This window comes from Prosthecochloris marina (assembly GCF_003182595.1).
Lineage (GTDB): Bacteria > Bacteroidota > Chlorobiia > Chlorobiales > Chlorobiaceae > Prosthecochloris > Prosthecochloris marina.
On sequence record NZ_PDNZ01000009.1, the window covers coordinates 14,924 to 32,246 of the forward strand.

Annotated in this window: 17 protein-coding genes; 11 read left to right on the forward strand and 6 right to left on the reverse strand. The window is 47.6% G+C overall.

The window, feature by feature from the left end; translation table 11 throughout:
* From CR164_RS11455 to CR164_RS11480, 6 genes are all read right to left on the reverse strand, one after another.
* Window positions 1–336 (reverse strand): TusE/DsrC/DsvC family sulfur relay protein, encoded by a 336-nt coding sequence (locus CR164_RS11455; RefSeq protein WP_110024136.1) that lies wholly within the window; start codon window positions 334–336, stop codon window positions 1–3.
* Window positions 337–549: 213 nt separating this feature from the next.
* Entirely contained in the window at window positions 550–1,917 is a 1,368-nt protein-coding gene (locus CR164_RS11460; protein WP_110024137.1) for a cobyrinic acid a,c-diamide synthase CobB, read from the reverse strand.
* Between the two features lie 186 nt (window positions 1,918–2,103).
* Window positions 2,104–2,340 carry a sulfurtransferase TusA family protein gene (locus tag CR164_RS11465; RefSeq protein WP_110024138.1) on the reverse strand — a complete coding sequence of 79 codons (237 nt, stop codon included), beginning with the start codon at window positions 2,338–2,340 and terminating at the stop codon, window positions 2,104–2,106.
* Window positions 2,341–2,652: 312 nt separating this feature from the next.
* Window positions 2,653–3,762, reverse strand: a complete 1,110-nt coding sequence (locus tag CR164_RS11470) for a YeiH family protein (protein ID WP_110024139.1) — start codon at window positions 3,760–3,762, stop codon at window positions 2,653–2,655.
* Between the two features lie 173 nt (window positions 3,763–3,935).
* Window positions 3,936–4,412 carry a rhodanese-like domain-containing protein gene (locus CR164_RS11475; RefSeq protein WP_110024140.1) on the reverse strand — a complete coding sequence of 159 codons (477 nt, stop codon included), beginning with the start codon at window positions 4,410–4,412 and terminating at the stop codon, window positions 3,936–3,938.
* 116 nt (window positions 4,413–4,528) lie between these two features.
* Entirely contained in the window at window positions 4,529–5,743 is a 1,215-nt protein-coding gene (locus CR164_RS11480; RefSeq protein WP_110024203.1) for a class I SAM-dependent methyltransferase, read from the reverse strand.
* 223 nt (window positions 5,744–5,966) lie between these two features.
* Between CR164_RS11480 and CR164_RS11485 the strand changes: the two genes are divergently transcribed.
* The 11 genes from CR164_RS11485 to CR164_RS11540 all read left to right on the forward strand — a co-directional run bounded on the left by CR164_RS11485 (window position 5,967) and on the right by CR164_RS11540 (window position 17,322).
* Window positions 5,967–8,777: a molybdopterin-dependent oxidoreductase gene (locus tag CR164_RS11485; protein WP_110024141.1), complete on the forward strand. Its 2,811-nt coding sequence runs from the start codon at window positions 5,967–5,969 to the stop codon at window positions 8,775–8,777.
* A gap of 3 nt (window positions 8,778–8,780) precedes the next feature.
* Complete coding sequence (locus tag CR164_RS11490) at window positions 8,781–9,380, forward strand: 4Fe-4S dicluster domain-containing protein (protein WP_110024142.1); 600 nt, start codon at window positions 8,781–8,783, stop codon at window positions 9,378–9,380.
* A gap of 143 nt (window positions 9,381–9,523) precedes the next feature.
* Window positions 9,524–10,438, forward strand: a complete 915-nt coding sequence (gene nrfD / locus CR164_RS11495; RefSeq protein WP_110024143.1) for an NrfD/PsrC family molybdoenzyme membrane anchor subunit — start codon at window positions 9,524–9,526, stop codon at window positions 10,436–10,438.
* Between the two features lie 27 nt (window positions 10,439–10,465).
* Window positions 10,466–11,029, forward strand: coding sequence for a TorD/DmsD family molecular chaperone (locus tag CR164_RS11500; protein ID WP_204901810.1), 564 nt, complete (start codon window positions 10,466–10,468; stop codon window positions 11,027–11,029).
* Window positions 11,030–11,241: 212 nt separating this feature from the next.
* Window positions 11,242–11,955 carry a pyridoxine 5'-phosphate synthase gene (locus CR164_RS11505; protein ID WP_110024144.1) on the forward strand — a complete coding sequence of 238 codons (714 nt, stop codon included), beginning with the start codon at window positions 11,242–11,244 and terminating at the stop codon, window positions 11,953–11,955.
* A gap of 105 nt (window positions 11,956–12,060) precedes the next feature.
* The gene (rdgB, locus tag CR164_RS11510; RefSeq protein WP_110024145.1) at window positions 12,061–12,735 is read left to right on the forward strand and encodes an RdgB/HAM1 family non-canonical purine NTP pyrophosphatase; all 675 of its coding nucleotides are present in this window, start codon (window positions 12,061–12,063) and stop codon (window positions 12,733–12,735) included.
* Window positions 12,736–12,756: 21 nt separating this feature from the next.
* Window positions 12,757–13,605, forward strand: coding sequence for an undecaprenyl-diphosphatase UppP (uppP, locus tag CR164_RS11515; RefSeq protein WP_110024146.1), 849 nt, complete (start codon window positions 12,757–12,759; stop codon window positions 13,603–13,605).
* 374 nt (window positions 13,606–13,979) lie between these two features.
* Window positions 13,980–14,840: a PHP domain-containing protein gene (locus tag CR164_RS11525; RefSeq protein ID WP_110024148.1), complete on the forward strand. Its 861-nt coding sequence runs from the start codon at window positions 13,980–13,982 to the stop codon at window positions 14,838–14,840.
* A 7-nt stretch (window positions 14,841–14,847) separates the two neighbouring features.
* Complete coding sequence (locus CR164_RS11530; RefSeq protein ID WP_110024149.1) at window positions 14,848–15,642, forward strand: MlaE family ABC transporter permease; 795 nt, start codon at window positions 14,848–14,850, stop codon at window positions 15,640–15,642.
* 44 nt (window positions 15,643–15,686) lie between these two features.
* Window positions 15,687–16,421 (forward strand): ABC transporter ATP-binding protein, encoded by a 735-nt coding sequence (locus CR164_RS11535; protein WP_110024150.1) that lies wholly within the window; start codon window positions 15,687–15,689, stop codon window positions 16,419–16,421.
* 19 nt (window positions 16,422–16,440) lie between these two features.
* Complete coding sequence (locus CR164_RS11540) at window positions 16,441–17,322, forward strand: MlaD family protein (protein ID WP_110024151.1); 882 nt, start codon at window positions 16,441–16,443, stop codon at window positions 17,320–17,322.
* Window position 17,323 lies beyond the last annotated feature (1 nt).

Sequence of the window (17,323 nt, forward strand, 5' to 3'; positions counted from 1 at the left end):
TTAAACACAACCAGTTGGTTTCGGCAACCCTGCTATTTTACATGCCTGCAGAGCCGGCCCGCTCGGGAAAAGACCATAAAGGAATTCCGAAGCAGCTTTTTTATCCAAACCTCGCTCTTTGGCGATAGCCTTGGTAAGCACTTTAACTGCCGGAGCTATCTGATAATCGTCGTAGTAATCCCTGAGAAAGTTGACTACGCTCCAATGCTCCTCTGCCATCTCAATATCCTCAGCTTCAGCAAGCTTGCCCGCCACATCTTTAGACCAATCTTCAAGATTCACAAGATAACCGTCATCATCTGTCTCGATAGCCAAACCATTTACCTCAATCCCCATAATTCAACTCCTTTATTCATTTGAATTAGTAAAAGCAAAAGAAAAATAACACAAAATACACCTCAAATACATCAAACGCAATAATTACTGCATAAAACCCTCACAACAACAAAAAAAAATCATAGATAAACTATATAGGCATATAATTATCAATACTCACACTTTTTTCATTTGTTTTTTTTTTGCATGAGGCAATCCATAAATCATGAATTATCAAACTGCGCACCTTCCTTTTACCTTGTAGTCAGAAGCCAAAGCGACAAATCTTCTCGCCCAGCCCGGGTTTGCGACGGCATGAAGGTGTGCAAAGGAAGCAAACAGATTCCCCCTCAGCACACCGTCACGTTTGCCTGTCACTCCGAATCCCCGTAGTACCTCGAACTGATAAGCATCGATTTCACTTGAGTCGAACGGCTTCGAGTAATGAAACTCATGAGCTCTGATCCTTTCACCTTTGGCAAACCAGGGACTATCGCAAACACTCTTCATATCGAGATACCCGTGCCCGACGGGCTTGTTTTGAAACCCCATTTCAAAAGGAAAAACATTTGCAAGAGGATATGTCTCACCCTCATAATGAGCGGCACTGCAAAGATAGATCAACCCACCGCATTCCGCATAAAGAGGAATGCCAGATCGGGCAGCTTCCCTTACATCTCTTAAAAGACTGCGATTGCCACTGAGTTCTCGGAGAAAAGATTCTGGAAATCCACCACCGAGATAAAGACCGTCCACATCAGGCAGCGAAGCATCTTCCAACGCATTGATAAAGACCAATTCAGCTCCGTTTTTCGCTAAAGCTTCAAGATTTTCAGGATAGTAAAAACAGAAAGCAGGATCCATGAAGACACCTATCGATACGGATGCAATAGCTTTTCTTTCGGCTTTTACCTGTGATGTTTTCAGAGGCGGAGCCTGAGAAAAAAGAGATCGTATAGCCTGCAAATCACAACAACTGGCAATCTTTTCACCAACATTTCGGATAATAGTTTCCGCATCGGCAGTTTCATCAATCGTTGTCAGCCCCAGCTGTCTTTCTGTAATAGCCAGAGCATCATCTTTAGGGATTGCACCCAAAACCGGCACACCACAAAACCGCTCGATAGCACTTCTTTGTTTTTCTTCCTGTCGCGCCCCTTGCAACCGGTTGAGAATGACGCCCTTTATACAAGCCTTTGGAGGCATCGATTGCATCCCCTTGACAATCGCAGCTGCTCCACGGTTCATTTTTTGGCTGTCAACAACCAGTACAACCGGAGTCTCGAGCAGTTCCGCCAATCCTGCGCTGCTGTCAGCCCCATCAACGTCCATGCCGTCATGGAGGCCGTGGTTGCCCTCTATCAGCGAAAAACTCTTTTCATCGCTGTTGCTGATAAACGAGTCAAGACAGTTTCCGGCACCCATCAAAAACGGGTCGAGATTTCGGCACTGACTTCCCGTAACCAACCTGTGCCACATCGGATCGATGTAGTCAGGGCCTTTTTTGAAACTGTTCACGCTAAAACCCTCTTGCACAAGATTGTACATGACTCCAAGGCTCACCAGCGTCTTGCCCGAGCTTTTATGGGGGGCTGATATCATCAACCGAGGTATACTCACTGCTTTCACGGCAACTCATTTCATAAACTCAGTAAAAAGGCTGAGCCACATTATTTCAACTCTGCCAAAAAACAATAAACGCCTCTCCTGCAATGTACGCGCAGGCATCTGCCCGGCGGTATATTGCAGACTGTACGATCAGAAGACATCCATCACTCTGACGTCAAACTATTTTTTCTTGATATAAAAGGTATGGATATCACCTTCTTCGACGTGCTCGATCACCTCGTTTCCTGTACGCTTGGACCATGAAGCCATATCGTTAACGGAGCCGGGATCGGTTGCCATCATTTTCAAAACGTCACCGCTTTGCAAGCTATCCACAGCTTTCTTGGTTTTAAGAATCGGCAAAGGACAGTTCATTCCCTTGCAGTCAAGCTCCATATTGGTTGCGATTTCACTCATGGCTTCTCCTTCTTGAAAATTACGTAACTACCGAAGTTTGTTTCCCGACTATGCGAATATCAAGGCTCAGAAATTCGAAAAACGGGGGATTTTATAAAACATAAAGCTACATAATTACATAACTATAGTCAAGAAAAAACAACGGTATCGCTCAAAAAACACCCTGTTTTTCGTTACGGCAGTCTCGATACTATTGGAGTAATTTCAGGAGCTTCGATTCCCCGACAACAAGCCGGTAACATGCCGCATTGAAGCCATCCCAAATGAAGAATAAAAGGGGGGAGAAAGAGTAACTTGCTTTGATATCCGGTATTACGACATCCAGTAGATGGCCCCTAAAACCAATGCAGCAAGAAACAACGTTTCGGCAACAATTATCGAAACCGGCTTCCAGCCCACATCAAAAAGAGCTTTGAGAGATGTCTTCATACCGAGAGCCGCTATAGCGGTAACCAGACACCAGCGCGATGTATCTACAACGAACTGACGAATGGGTTCGGGAGTCACACCGGCACTGTTGACCCCGACCAGTAGAATGAAAAAAATGATGAACGGCGGTAAAAAGACACCACCGGCAGCATTTCCTTCTTCCTTGTTGCGCGTATGAAAAATCAAGGAAAGAGTAAAAACCGCAGGCACCAACATGGCAACACGCAGAAGCTTGATAAAGGTAGCCGTATCTCCGGTTTTATCGGAAACGGAATAGCCTGCGCCGACTACCTGAGCAACATCGTGAATGGTTCCGCCAAGGAAAATACCGGCCGCATCATGATCGAGGCCGAACTGTTCGACAACGACGGGATAGAAAATCATTGCAACCGTACTGAGAGCGGTCACGCTGATCACGGTAAAAATAGTATTGCGTTCGCTGTATTCATCTTTTGGAAGGATTGCCGAAATAGCAAGCGCAGCCGATGCCCCGCAGATACCGACACTTCCTCCCGTCAGCACACCGAACCGTTTTCCTCGTCCCATGATTTTTGAAAGACCGAGCCCAAAGAGTATCGTCAGCATGACAGACACAACCACTACAGCCATTGGCCCGGCACCAAGAGATAAAATCTGTTCAAGGGTTATCCGCATACCAAGAAGTGCAACCCCGATTCTCAGAATGGTTTTGGATGCAAACTGAATACCGGCAATAGCTTGCCCTCCCTCGGACAAAAACCGGAAAGCCATGCCGAGCAAAAGGGCGAACAGCATGGTCGGGGCTCCGTAGTGTTCGGAAAGAAACGTTGCCGCGGCTGCAACGGTAACCGAAGCGATAATACCAGGAAACAACTCATCGAAACGAACCTTGGCTGCCTTGGCGTGACACTGAAAACCGCAGCGCTCTGCCTCGACAATATGCTCCTTGGTTGGAATTTCGGTATCTACTCGCTCTTGTGATCGCAAGGGCTCCTGCTTGCCATTGGCGCTCATTTCAGATCCTTCTTTTGGGGATTTATGCTTTTCATCTGATCTTTCTGGGCTCCAAAGGTTTTCAAAGACCCAGACGAAGATAAGAAAAGAAAAACCCTCGTCCTACTCGACACAAGAAACAAACAGTTTTTTGCGTACGGGATTTTTACTTTACCCCCTCCCAGTCTCGGTATCTAACGCTCTCTTCTCGCCGGATCTATCTGATCGGGGCGTAATGTCGCTGTAAAATAACTGTCGGCTTCATCCTCTTCGACAGCCTTTCCTTCACTGTTTTCCAGAGGTTCTTCATAATCGTTCCATCCTCTCAATCCTGTGCGGAGAGAAACCACATCTTCGTACCCGAGCACCTGCATCGAATGAGCCGCAAGGACACTGCGGTGCCCCGAACGGCAGACAATGACAACTTCCCGATTCCGGGCATTTACCAGTTCGGGTTCGGTTTCTTCGTAATCCCACTCACAGGCGGATTCCAAAATACCTCTCGGAATATTTATGGAACCCGGAATATGCATCGCATCAAACTCATATGGTTCACGAACATCGACTACAAGAAGGTCCGGATTATCCTTCATGCGTTCAACCAGATCCCAGGGCATGATTTCCCGGACATCGGACAGACAATTCCGTATCAGCTCTATAAAACGCACCATAGCATATACTTTTCTTATTGATTAAAGCAGGTCAACAACTTAAATCGTCAACGATTTTTTGCATTCAACCCTTCTTTTTGGAGACATAGGCACATAACACCCCATTGTTTCTCTATTTACAATGCTTCTTTCTCTTTCACGCTTCCCCAAACAGCAAAAACAGGATCGGAAAACGCTGTTTTATCTCTTTGCCGATCATCGGACGACCGGAGATAGCCTCGCACTGTCTCGGTGTGGAGGTTCTCAAAAAGACATGATTTGTGAAAATAATCGAGGACAAGACCCAGCCGCTCAAATCCATGCAGCCCGGACCAGGGCAAAATCTGCTTGCCGGGGAACCACCGGTCTGAAAATGTTATGATACACAATCCTCCCTGCCTTACAACCCGGCCGATTTCCTTAAAGACTTCAAGCGGTCTGACCAGGTATTCTACCGACGCCGTACAGATAACGGCATCAAACTCGTCATCCGTAAACGGCAGTAACGGACTTTCGTTCAGATCATGAACAACATACCCATACAACTTTTTATTCGCAGCAAGTTCCTCCTCATTCATGCCGAGCCCGACAACCTCACATTGTTCAAGTTCATCAGGCAGATGGGATACCCAACTGCTCATCAGGTCGAGCACCTTTGAACCGGAAACAAGTGCTTTCGAATAGATTCCACCGATGAGGTTTGACGCTGTTTCATCAAGATGATTGACGAATCTCGGAACACCGTAAAAAAAAACGTCTTCATTTTCGTTCTGTCTCCTGAACGGATACACCGAATAAAAATTCGTTTTGATTCCTGGATAAGGCACTTGCATTCCAGGACCATCGGATGTAACCGTTTCCGAAATATCATGGCACATCCCCCCGCGCTCTTCGAACGCAGCTCTTCTCTCGACACATGTTGCCTCCAAAGTAACGGGATAAAGAGCAAGAGGATGGTTGGTATCGGCAATTACCGTATCATTCTCAATTCCGATGATGCGGAACGGGTTCATGTTGCCGCGAAAACAACCGAAAGCCGTCCAGGCAATTCCCTGTGGATAAAACCGTCCGATCCTTGGCAAAAGTGAGTGGTATCCCTGCTGACTTTCAAAGCACTTTTCTTTGAACCGAACGATTCCATCCGTTGTAAACGGTAAAACCAGTCGACCGGCAGCAAAGCTCTCTCTGCAACGCTCACCCGGAAGAAGAGCCTCGGCCGCCTCTCCCATTCTACCAGGAAAAAGATCCCGCCAGAAATTAACCCTGGTAATAAAACGACGTTCGTTGTGAACAGCATATTCACTCTCCCAAATCATGGAAAACTCAATGGAAGCTCCTCGTGATTTTCGCATACCGTTCCCTGTTATACCCTGCTCATTTTTCTTTCCGTCAACAAAAATTTTATTCAAAACATACTTTTTAGCGACAAAAAACCCCAAAACCGAATTTTTTTCATGCAACAGAAACTCATTCTACGTATGCAATATTTGACATTTAACTAACAATTGTGATAACTTGTTTCTTCGATGGCTGTGCCATAGCTGCACGACAATTCACAACCATCACAATCCAGGTATGAAAAAAAAAATAACGAGACGCCAGTTCCTTAAGGCAACAGGCGTTCTGGGCGGCATGGCCATCCTGCGACCAATATGGGATTCCGGCCAGCAAACAGCTGGTGTTCATGCCCAATCCTCTTCTGGAGAAGTTGTATGGATTCCGAGTATTTGCAATTTCTGCTCTTCTTTTTGCAACATCAACATCGCCGTAAAAACTGTCAACGGACGGAAACGTGCAGTAAAAATCGAGGGGAACCCGAACAGTCCGCTCAATCGGGGCAAGATCTGTGCGCGCGGTCAGGCAGGGCTTCGACAGCTCTACGATCCCGATCGTATCAAGGAACCACTGATCAGGGTTGAAGGAAGCAAAAGGGGGGACTGGAATTTCCGTGTCGCCACATGGGAAGAGGCCTACGACTATATCGCCTCCCGTTTCCAAAAAGTCAATCCGTGGGAAATCGCAATGGTTGGAGGATGGACCGCCTGTGTTTCCTACATGCACTTCAGCCTTCCGTTCGTCAAGACACTTCAAATCCCGAACATCATAGCCTCACCGATGCAGCACTGCGTCACAGCCGGGCATCTTGGAACCGACCTGGTAACCGGTAATTTCAATGTACATGATGAGATCCTGGCTGATTTCGAAAACGCCCGCTACATTCTCTTCAGTCAAAACAACGCCTCCGTTGCCGCCATTTCGACTGCTCGAGCCGTACGGTTCGGCAAAGCCCGGAAAAACGGAGCAAAAGTAGTCTGCCTCGACCCACGGCAAAGCGAGCTTGCTTCCAAAGCAGATGAATGGATTGCCATCAAACCAGGGACCGATCACGCCTTTTTTCTGGCCATGATCCACACCATGCTTCGCAAAGAGCTTTTCGATGGTGAATTTCTTGCCAGTCATACGAACGCTCCATTCCTCACATTCAAGGACAAAAACGGTACCATCGAACTGGCTACCGATACGGGAAACGACGGGAAACCCGGTCGTTATTACGTCTATGATGAAATAAGCAGAACAGTTGTTCCCGTCCCGGCTTATACCAACACAAATCAGACGACAACGAACAAAAAGCCTATTGTTCCCGCTCTGAGAGTACCTGAAGATACCCTTTGGAACGGCAAACCCGTAACAACGGTTTTTGACATTTTCATTGAAAAAACCAAACGGTTCACACCCGAGTGGGCATCGAACATCACGGATGTTCCCTCGGCGACTATTGAACGCATCGCAGAGGAATTTGCCGAAGCGCGCCCTGCTCTGGTCGACCCGGGCTGGATGGGCGCCCGTTATCACCACGTCATCTCGCAACGCCGCATGCAGGCGATCATTCAAACGCTTGTCGGCGGTATCGACAGCAAAGGTGGATGGCTGATGAACGGCGAATACCGCCACAAAGCTGAAAACGCCTGGCATTCGAAACAGCATACTCCTGAAGAGCCCCCTCATGATGTGCCTCCTGTCATGTTGCCCGGCATGGGATTCGCCGGTGGACTCATCGATATCTTTGCCAATCCGGCATCCTGGTCTCACGGCAAGCCTGCCCTTTCGTTTGCCTGGGCGCATGAACAGCAAAAACAGGGTAAGCCCTCGGCATTCCTTCCTGCAATGGCCGACAGCGGAATGCTCGAAGCCGTAAGAGGCGAGATGACGTGGAACGGAGAGCCTTACCGGATCAAGGCTTTTTTCATGAACGCAGCCAATCCGCTTCGACACTACTTTCCTGCCGAACGCTGGGAAGAAATCCTTTCCAGCAGTAACGTCGATCTGGTTGTCACGGTTGACGTACTTCCATCCGACACGACAGCGTTTGCAGACGTGATCCTGCCGAATCATACCTATCTGGAACGAAATGAACCCTTGCTCTACCCTCTCGGACCCGATACCAACCTTGGATTTGCAACCCGCCTTCGCGCCGTCGAACCCCTCTACAATACACGTGACGCGGCAGACATTTTCTGTGAAATAACCGACCGGATGGGCAAACTGGAGGCATACATAGAGGGAATTGCCGAATATGCCGGCCTCGATGAAACATTGCTGAAAAAAGAGATCGCTGCAGCGAAAGCAGAAGGAAAGCCATATAACGAAGCATTTCTCAAAACCGCGTACGCTGCTTTGGGTAATCTTTCTGAACAGGTTACCGGCAGAAAACTAACCGGACGCGAAGTAGAACAAACCATCCGGAAAAAAGGACTGATCATACTTAAAAACGCCGACAAACTGCTCGAAGAAGCAGCAATGCCGCACAAAATCCCGCTTCCGACTTTGTCCGGCCGGCTTGAACTGTACAGTCCGATCCTTGCATCATTCTCCCGTACTGCAGGGTCTCACCCATTGTGGAATCCCTTTCTGGATTACATCCCCCTTTCCGTTTCGGACGAAACAAAAAAAGCGCCTCTCGATCCGGATGAGTTTTACTTTACCTATGGTAAAATTCCGGTTGTGTCTCACGCTTCTACAAACAATAACAATGCACTTCTTGCTGCCGTGACGAAACCCAAGGAAAACAGTTTTGTCGGACTGTGGATCAACAAGAGAAAGGCTGAAAAACTCGGTCTGGATGAAGGAGAGGTTGTCGAGATTGAAAACCTGAGGCACAACAAAAAAACCAGAGCCAGGTTGTTCGTCACGGAAATGATCCGTCCCGATACGGTTTTTCTACCGTCTTCCTACGGAAGCAAAAACCCGAAACTCAACATAGCTGCAGAAAAAGGCACTGCACTTAACGAACTGATGCCCTACAGCATAGAACCCCTTGCAGCATCATTCATGTCGCAGGAATTTACGGTACGGATAAGGCCGCTAAAACCAAAAAAGCTCGCATAGCTCATGGCACGTTATGGAATGGTAATGGACATGCGCCTGTGCGTCGGCTGCCAGGCTTGTATGGCGGCATGTTCGATGGAAAACCAAACCCCTTACTGGAACGGAAAATTCCGCACTCATGTCGAAGATATCGAACACGGCCTCTATCCGAACGTTCACAGGGAGCTGCTGCCGAGACTATGCATGCATTGTGACAACACCCCCTGCCTTTCAGCCTGTCCTTCCGGAGCGACCTACCGAACAGAAGAGGGTATCATCAGGATCAACTACGACCGTTGCATGGGATGTTATGCCTGTTCGATTGCCTGCCCGTATGACGCCCGTTACCCCTATGACCGCGAGGATGTAAAAACAGCGGCAGAGCTTTATGACGATGACCTTTCACACCGGGTACCACATGTTGATAAATGCAGTTTTTGCGAACATCGCGTTCTCGAGGGACTGACTCCCGGATGTGCAGGTACCTGCCCTACAAATGCAAGAGTGTTCGGAGACCTCGATGATCCGGAAAGTGAGGTTCACAAGCTTTCAAAAACCGGAAAAGCCAAACCGCTTCGTCCGGAACTCGGGACATCACCCAAGGTATTCTACATCCCGTCCTAAGGGTGTAGTTCGTAGTTCGTAGTTCGTAGTTCGTAGTTCGTAGTTCGTAGTTCGTAGTTCGTAGTTCGTAGTTCGTAGTTCGTATGGTGAAGATAGTCGAACTCGATCCTGTAGCTCATTACAAAATCGAAGATTGAAGGCTCATGTCTTTTGTACATCAGGATGTTTGGCACTGGCAGATTGCCATGTACCTTTTTCTCGGAGGACTTGGCGGAGCGACGGTTGCGATCGGAGCGATGCTGCACATGTTTGAGCGCTGCGACCGGAAAATCATTTCAGCCGCGGTTGTTGCCGCCATTGGTTTTATGATCATCGGCACCCTCTTTCTTTTGGCTGACATGCTTCAGCCACTCAAAGCGGTCTATGCCTTGACCAATCCCCGTTCATGGATTTTCTGGGGTGTCGTGTTCATCAACCTTTACTTTCTTGCAGCAACTGCTTATGTCATCCCGCTTTTGAAGAGCTGGCCCTGGTTCGAGCCCCTGGTTAACAAAATCCCTGCTCCGATTCTCACTCTGCTGGAACGCTACAACCAAATGGCAGCGCTCGGAGGAGCCACTGCCGGATTCCTGGTGGCAATCTACACCGGGCTCCTCATCTCTTCGGCACCGGCCATTTCATTCTGGAACACCCCTGCATTGCCGCTGTTGTTCGTTATCTCCGCATTTTCAACCGGAGCGGCATTTTTGCTCCTGCTTTTCACCTTTTCCAGAGAAGAAGGCTCATCGACCATTGTCCGCAAGCTTGAGCAACTCGACGCCGCCCTGATAGTCACCGAACTTATCATTCTCGGAGCCTACTTCAACTTCGCATTCTTTTTACCGACCGGAGCGAGGGAATCCGCTGCGATTCTTTTCGAAACCCCTATGTTTGTCATCGGTTTTCTGGGCTTCGGGCTCATTATCCCATTACTGATAGAAACATACAGCATCTTCTTCGCCCGCCATACCAGAGGCTCTGCGTCTCTTATGGTTACCGCCGGCTGCCTGGTGCTGGCCGGCGGTTTTCTCCTCAGATACTACGTGCTTCACGCCGGGGTATTCCAGTATCCATGGTAGCAAAAATCAAAAAAGTAAACGCCAAAAGTGGAAATCACCATTGAAAACAAGGCACGTATACTGCGCTTTCTGAGCCAGTGTTTCGCCTATCCTAACAGGGCCTTCCTGCCGAACCTTCAGACACAACTTCAGGAAATAACCGCGGAAAAGGAAAAAACCGGATTCAAGTCACTTTTGCGTCTGTTCGAGCAGGAAAACAGCGAGCAGCTCCAGGGCGAATACACCAGACTCTTTATCTCCGGTTACCCTAACACTCCGTGCCCCCCCTACGAATCGGTTTTCCGGGAAGGCACGATGCTCGGGTCGAACAGCAGAAAAGTCGATCGTCTTTATCAGGAATGGGGCATGACCGCCGACCTCGACCTCGTGGATCATATCTCGACCGAGGTCGAATTTCTGGCGTTCCTCGCTTCGGCAGCGACCCTTGACGCAACCCGAACAAATGCGAACAAGGCATATCATTCATTTATCCACAGCCACATTCAAAAATGGATACCTGACTTTTCAAAAAAACTGTATGACAATGCAAAATCACCTCCCTACCGGAAACTTGCGGCACTCCTTCCGACGTCTATCCCTCCTACCGTGTAAAACAACTTTTTTTCCTCTTTTTATTGTATTAACGCGACAAAATGTATATAGGTATGAAAAAAGGGCACCTCAATACCTCAATAAATTGTCGAGAGCGGCATAAGCAGGAGGCGAACGGTGCGCTGCATATCGAATAGTGATGTCCTGAAAAAGCAGGGCTTGTGGACTTAACAATTCACGAACAGAAATAGAATCATGAGGATAACACAACTATGCAATTAGCAGTCAATATCGACCATATCGCAACACTGCGCAATGCGCGGAACGAACAGCAACCCGATCCGGTGACGGCAGCTGTTATCGCAGAGCTCGCCGGTGCATCGGGCATCGTCTGTCATCTGCGCGAAGATCGGCGCCATATAAAGGACCGAGACCTTGAAAGACTGCGGGAAGCTGTCACAACCAAGCTCGATCTCGAGATGGCAATGACCGAAGAAATGCAACAGATCGCCATTAAGACAAAACCCGAACTGATCACACTGGTGCCGGAAAAACGTCAGGAGCTGACCACTGAAGGAGGTTTTGACATCACGGGTCACTATGAAAAAATGGTTGAATTCATCAAACCGGTTCAGGACGCCGGTATCGAGGTAAGTTTGTTCATCGAGCCTGAAAAGGAAGCGGTCCGGCTCGCTGCAAAAGCAGGAGCGGATCTGGTTGAACTGCATACAGGACCTTACTCCCTGAAAAAAACGAGCCGCGAACTCGAAGCTGAAATCCACCGGATAACAACCGCAGCAACATTCGCTCGCGAGTCCGGCCTTCGCGTTGTCGCAGGCCATGGCTTGAATTATTACAACATTACACCATTCAAAGCAATCAAGGAAATTGAAGAGGTCAGCATCGGGCATGCCCTCATCGCACGCGCTTCACTGACTGGAATGGAAGCTGCGGTAAAGGAGATGCTGCGCCTTATCGATGCATAAGGAACCTCTGTCAAGGTGTTGCTTATACAACTGCGGAACATGCAAAAAAGAGCAGGAAAAGCAACGAATGATCAGTGTCGAGTTACAATAGAACTACAATGAAAAATGAACGAGCCAACAAATACTACAATAGCAGTTGTCCTTGCCACGAACAATCGCGACAAGGTCAGAGAGATCAAACCTCTTCTGGAAAACATCGTTCCTGAAATCACGGTTTATTCCCTTACCGATCTTCAGGTAGATATCGAGATCGAGGAAACGGAAGAAACCCTCGAAGGTAATGCAAGGCTTAAAACCGATGCCGTTTTCAACCTGCTTTCGAGTCGATTTCCGTTTCTTGTCACCGTTGCTGACGACACCGGTCTGGAAGTCTCCGGTCTGAACGGTGCTCCTGGAGTGTATTCCGCACGTTTCGCTCCCATGCCAGGAGGAAAACCGCCAACCTACGACGATAATGTCAACCATCTTCTCAAGATGATGGAAAGCATAACTGATAGAAAAGCCCTGTTCAGGACAGTCATAGCGCTCAAAGGCCGTATACCGAAAAACCATGCCCCGTTGCTCTTTGAAAAAACGGTAGAAGGTTCCGTTGAAGGAAAGATCGTTAAAGAAAAGACCGGCAACAACGGGTTTGGATATGATCCGATCTTTTGGGTAAATTCAGCGCAGGCAACTTTTGCGCAAATGAGTACCGAAGAAAAAAACAGGTTGAGTCACCGGTCCCGTGCCGTAAAAAAAGCTATTGAAGAGTTACGCCTGCTTCTCAACAAAACCCCTTAACTCTCAATGATCTGATATATCATGAGCCTTTTTGAAGCCATCATTCTCGGTATTGTTCAAGGGCTCACGGAGTTCCTCCCGATCAGCAGCACGGCTCACCTTCGTATCGTCCCGGCTCTTGTAGGTTGGCAGGACCCGGGAGCCCCGTTCTCCGCAATAGTTCAGATCGGAACGCTCGCTGCTGTCCTTGCTTACTTTTACCGTGATATCATCAACATTTCCAAAGCTTTCATCGCCGGGCTACGTAAAGGAAAGCCATTCGAGACACAGGATTCCAAAATGGCCTGGATGATAGGTGCAGGAACGATCCCTATAGTGGTCTTCGGCCTGTTTTTTAAAACCGAAATAGAAACAAGCCTTCGCTCTCTCTACTGGATCAGTACAGCGCTCATTGTGTTGGCAATCATGCTGATTCTTGCGGAATGGTTGATGAAGCGCCGTGCAAAAAAAGGGCTGCAACCAAAAACCATGCAGGAAATAGGCTGGAAAGAAGCCTTGCTGGTAGGCTTCGCTCAGAGTATTGCATTGATTCCCGGCTCTTCACGTTCAGGCGTCACGATTACCGGAGGCCTGTTCATGAACCTTTCTCGCGAAACAGCGGCCAGATTTTCTTTTCTGCTTTCACTTCCGGCGGTTTTCGCAGCCGGGATCTATCAGTTGTATGAAACATGGGACTCTCTCATGGCTTCGAGCAGCGAACTCATCAATCTTGTAGCGGCGACATTCTTTGCCGGTATTGTAGGTTACGCCTCTATCGCCTTTCTTATCAGCTACCTGAAGAAACACACGACATCTCTCTTTATCTTCTACCGTATCGCTCTCGGTGTCGGGATACTCGGCTTGATCACTGCCGGCTACATCCAGCCGTAGAATAAAAAAAGGGTTGTCCACGAATGAGCACGAATTTCAAAAAGAAAGAGAAACCGATAAGGCAATGATTCTTCAGATTAACGATACTACTTCTTGTATATACAACCACTCAATGTTCGGTTATTTGTTTTTTCGACCGAAGTTGAAAAAACAAATAACCGATACTCTTCAATTCGTGAAAATTCGTGCTCATTCGTGGATCAATTACAATAGACCTCACCCGGCACAGCTTCGCCTCTCTTTCTTCCAATTACCCGTCACCACATCAGCAACTATTAGGGGCAAAAAATAATTCTCTTTTGTATCATCCAATAGCGGAAAAATTTTTTATATATAGGTATAGTAACTAATAATACAACAAACACTTTTAGGCCATGCCATACAGCTTGTCGGGTGTAGGGCATAATGGCTTTGAAAAAGCAGATTTACATATACACACAAAATGTTCAGACGGCGTCTTTACACCGGAAGAAATTGTCGAAAAAGCGAAAAAAACCGGATTAAAGGCCATAAGTATCACTGACCATGATTCTGTTTTAGGAATTGACAAAGCAAAGCCATTAGCCAGCGAATACGGCATAGAGCTTATTACCGGTGTAGAAATGAGCTCTACATACCAGGGTCATGATATTCATATCCTGGGTTATTTTTTCGATTATAAAAACTCGGCACTCAAGAGTTATCTGGATCATTGCAAACAGCTCCGGACCGAACGCGCGGAACGTATGGTTGGCAAGCTTGCAGAAATGGGTGTCAAGATCGAGATCGAGCAGATCATTTTGAAGGCTCAGAACGGCAGTGTCGGTCGTCCGCACATTGCAGCAGTTCTGCAGGACGGTGGTTTCGTGAAAAGCTTCAGCGAAGCTTTCAGCAAATATCTGGGATCTCATAGTCCAGCCTATGTAAAAAGCATTGAAACTCCCCCTGCCGAGGTCATCAGGCTTATCAATGAGGCTGCAGGATTATCGTTTCTCGCTCACCCGGGGCAAAACATCCCGGATGAAATTCTCCGGCATCTGATCAATTTCGGACTCGACGGAATCGAAATCATTCATCCGTCTCATGATACCTACAAGGAAAATTACTACAGGGAAATAGCAAACGAGTATTTTCTGCTCTTTTCTGGCGGTTCCGACTACCATGGTCTTAAGGACCAGGAAAAAGACCTTTTTGGACAGATAACGATACCTTATGAATGGGTAACGAAAATGAAAAGCAGGATTGTTACCGTTTAGTACCACTATGACGCGATCAGTTATCGGAACGTTTTTATCCAACATCAATCTCTCGATAAAAGAGTTTTTCCTGACCATGCAGGAATTTTTTCTTTTTTCGGTAAGAGCTTTTGCAACCATTCCAAAAATAAAACGCTACTGGCGTGATTTTCTCGACCAGGCAACCATTGCAGGCACCGATTCACTGCCGATTGTCCTTGTCAGTTCCATATCAATCGGCGCTCTGCTTGCGGTAGAAGTCGGTAACCTCCTTGAAGATTTTGGGGCGAAAACAATGCTCGGGCGCTCGACCGCACTTTCGGTCATACGTGAACTCGGCCCTCTTATCATGGGTCTTATGCTTTCGGCGAGATACGGCTCACGCAACGGGGCTGAACTGGGTGCAATGAAGATATCCGAGCAGATCGATGCTCTTCGTGCTTTCGGCACCGATCCCGTAGCCAAGCTTGTCATGCCGCGTCTGACCGCCGCTCTCATCGTCTTCATTCCACTGACCGCAATCGCGGACTTCGCCGGCCTCTACAGCGCAGCACTTTTGGCGGAACATTATCATAAAATAGATCCGGGTATTTTCTGGAATGCGGTTTTTCCAAGGCTTGTACTCAAGGACTTCGTGGTCGGCTTCCTCAAAGCCCCTGTTTTCGCGATCATCATTACCCTTGTCAGCAGTTTCAACGGTTTTATCGCACAGGGAGGAACTGCCGGTGTAGGCAGATCGACAATCAAAGGCATCGTTGTTTCATCGGGTTTGATCCTTGTTGCAAATTTTTATGTTTCGAAACTGGTACTCGAAAACATGTAGCATATGAACAGGCATGATATAACAGAGCCGAGCCACCTGATTTCATGATAGAACTGCAGGATGTGACATTACGATACGGAAACCGGGAAATACTCAACAAGGTTTCCCTGACCATCGAGGATAACAAGATCAAAGCGGTTCTCGGCCCGAGCGGGGTAGGAAAAAGCACCATTCTGAAACTCATTTTAGGCTTGATCAAACCGAATTCAGGCAGGATTCTGATTGACGGTGTCGATATCACGCTGCTTAAAGAATCCAAAATGTATCCTATCCGGCGTAAGATGGGAATTGTTTTCCAGGGAAATGCCCTTTTCGATTCGATGACAATCAGTGAAAACATGGGATTCTTTTTACGTGAAAACCTTAAGTTGTCGGAACAAGAAACTGAGCAGAGAGTTCAGGAGCAGATTGCTTTTGCAGGACTCGAAGGGTACGAAGACGCCCTGCCGGAAAACCTGAGCGGTGGAATGAAAAAAAGGGTTGCCATCGGTAGAGCGCTTATTTTCAATCCCGCCATGATATTGTTTGATGAACCGACGGCAGGACTCGATCCGGTCAGTTCAAAAAAAATTCTCGGCCTGATCAGCTCCCTGAGGCAAAAAAACAACCTTGGTGCTGTTATCGTCACTCATATTATCGATGATGTTTTTCAGGTTGCAGACAATGTCGCCGTTCTCTACAAGGGCGAAATCATTTTTGATGACGACACGGAAAAACTGCACGATTCGACACATCCGTTCATACAATCGATCCTCTCGGACAAGATACTCGAACAATAATTTTCAATAACCGTTTGTAATGAGAAACCCTAATACACTGAAATGGAGCGACCTTAAAACCGGTATTTTCTTTGTAATCGGCCTTGGTCTTGCTGCCTATATCGGCCTCGTTGTCGGAAAGAACTCGAGTCTTTTCAAAAGCGTCACGAAGGTACAAATGATGGCACAAAACGTCGGCAGCCTGAAGGAAAACAACTTTGTATCGGTTTCGGGCAAAAAAATCGGTGTTGTATCGAAAATGGACTTCCTCAACCGTAACGACTCGCTGTATGTTCTTGTTGAAATGCGCCTGGAGGAAGAATTCGCCCCCATTGTCACAAAAGATTCCAAGGCCCGCATTATTTCGCTCGGAATTCTCGGGGATAAATATGTCGATATCACAACCGGCACAGGAAAACCGGTCGAAGAAGGTGATTTCATCACGCTCGACGAAAGTGAAACTGGCCTGGACAACCTTACCGCTACCGCCGGGGAAGCAATAGGCCAGATCAATACATTGCTCGACAATATCAATAACGGGAAAGGGCCTCTGGCCAAATTGCTTGGTTCGGAAAAAATGGCGGGTGACCTTGAAAAAACAATGGAGAACCTGAAAACAGTATCGGCAGAACTCACTGTATTCACACGTGAATTACAAAATGGTAAAGGATTGCTTCCCAAACTCATCAACGATAAGAATTTCGCCTCCGAAACCGAAGACACAATCATCAACATCAAACAGGTTGCTGCAAGAACGGATTCACTTATGCAGAAACTCAACAGCGAGGAAGGCACCATCGGGCAGCTTCATTCAAATCCGGCGCTTTATTCCAACCTCAATGAAAGCCTTGCCGATCTCGACTCACTGCTCATCGACCTGAAGGAAAACCCGAAGCGCTACGTTCGCTTCTCATTGTTCTAAC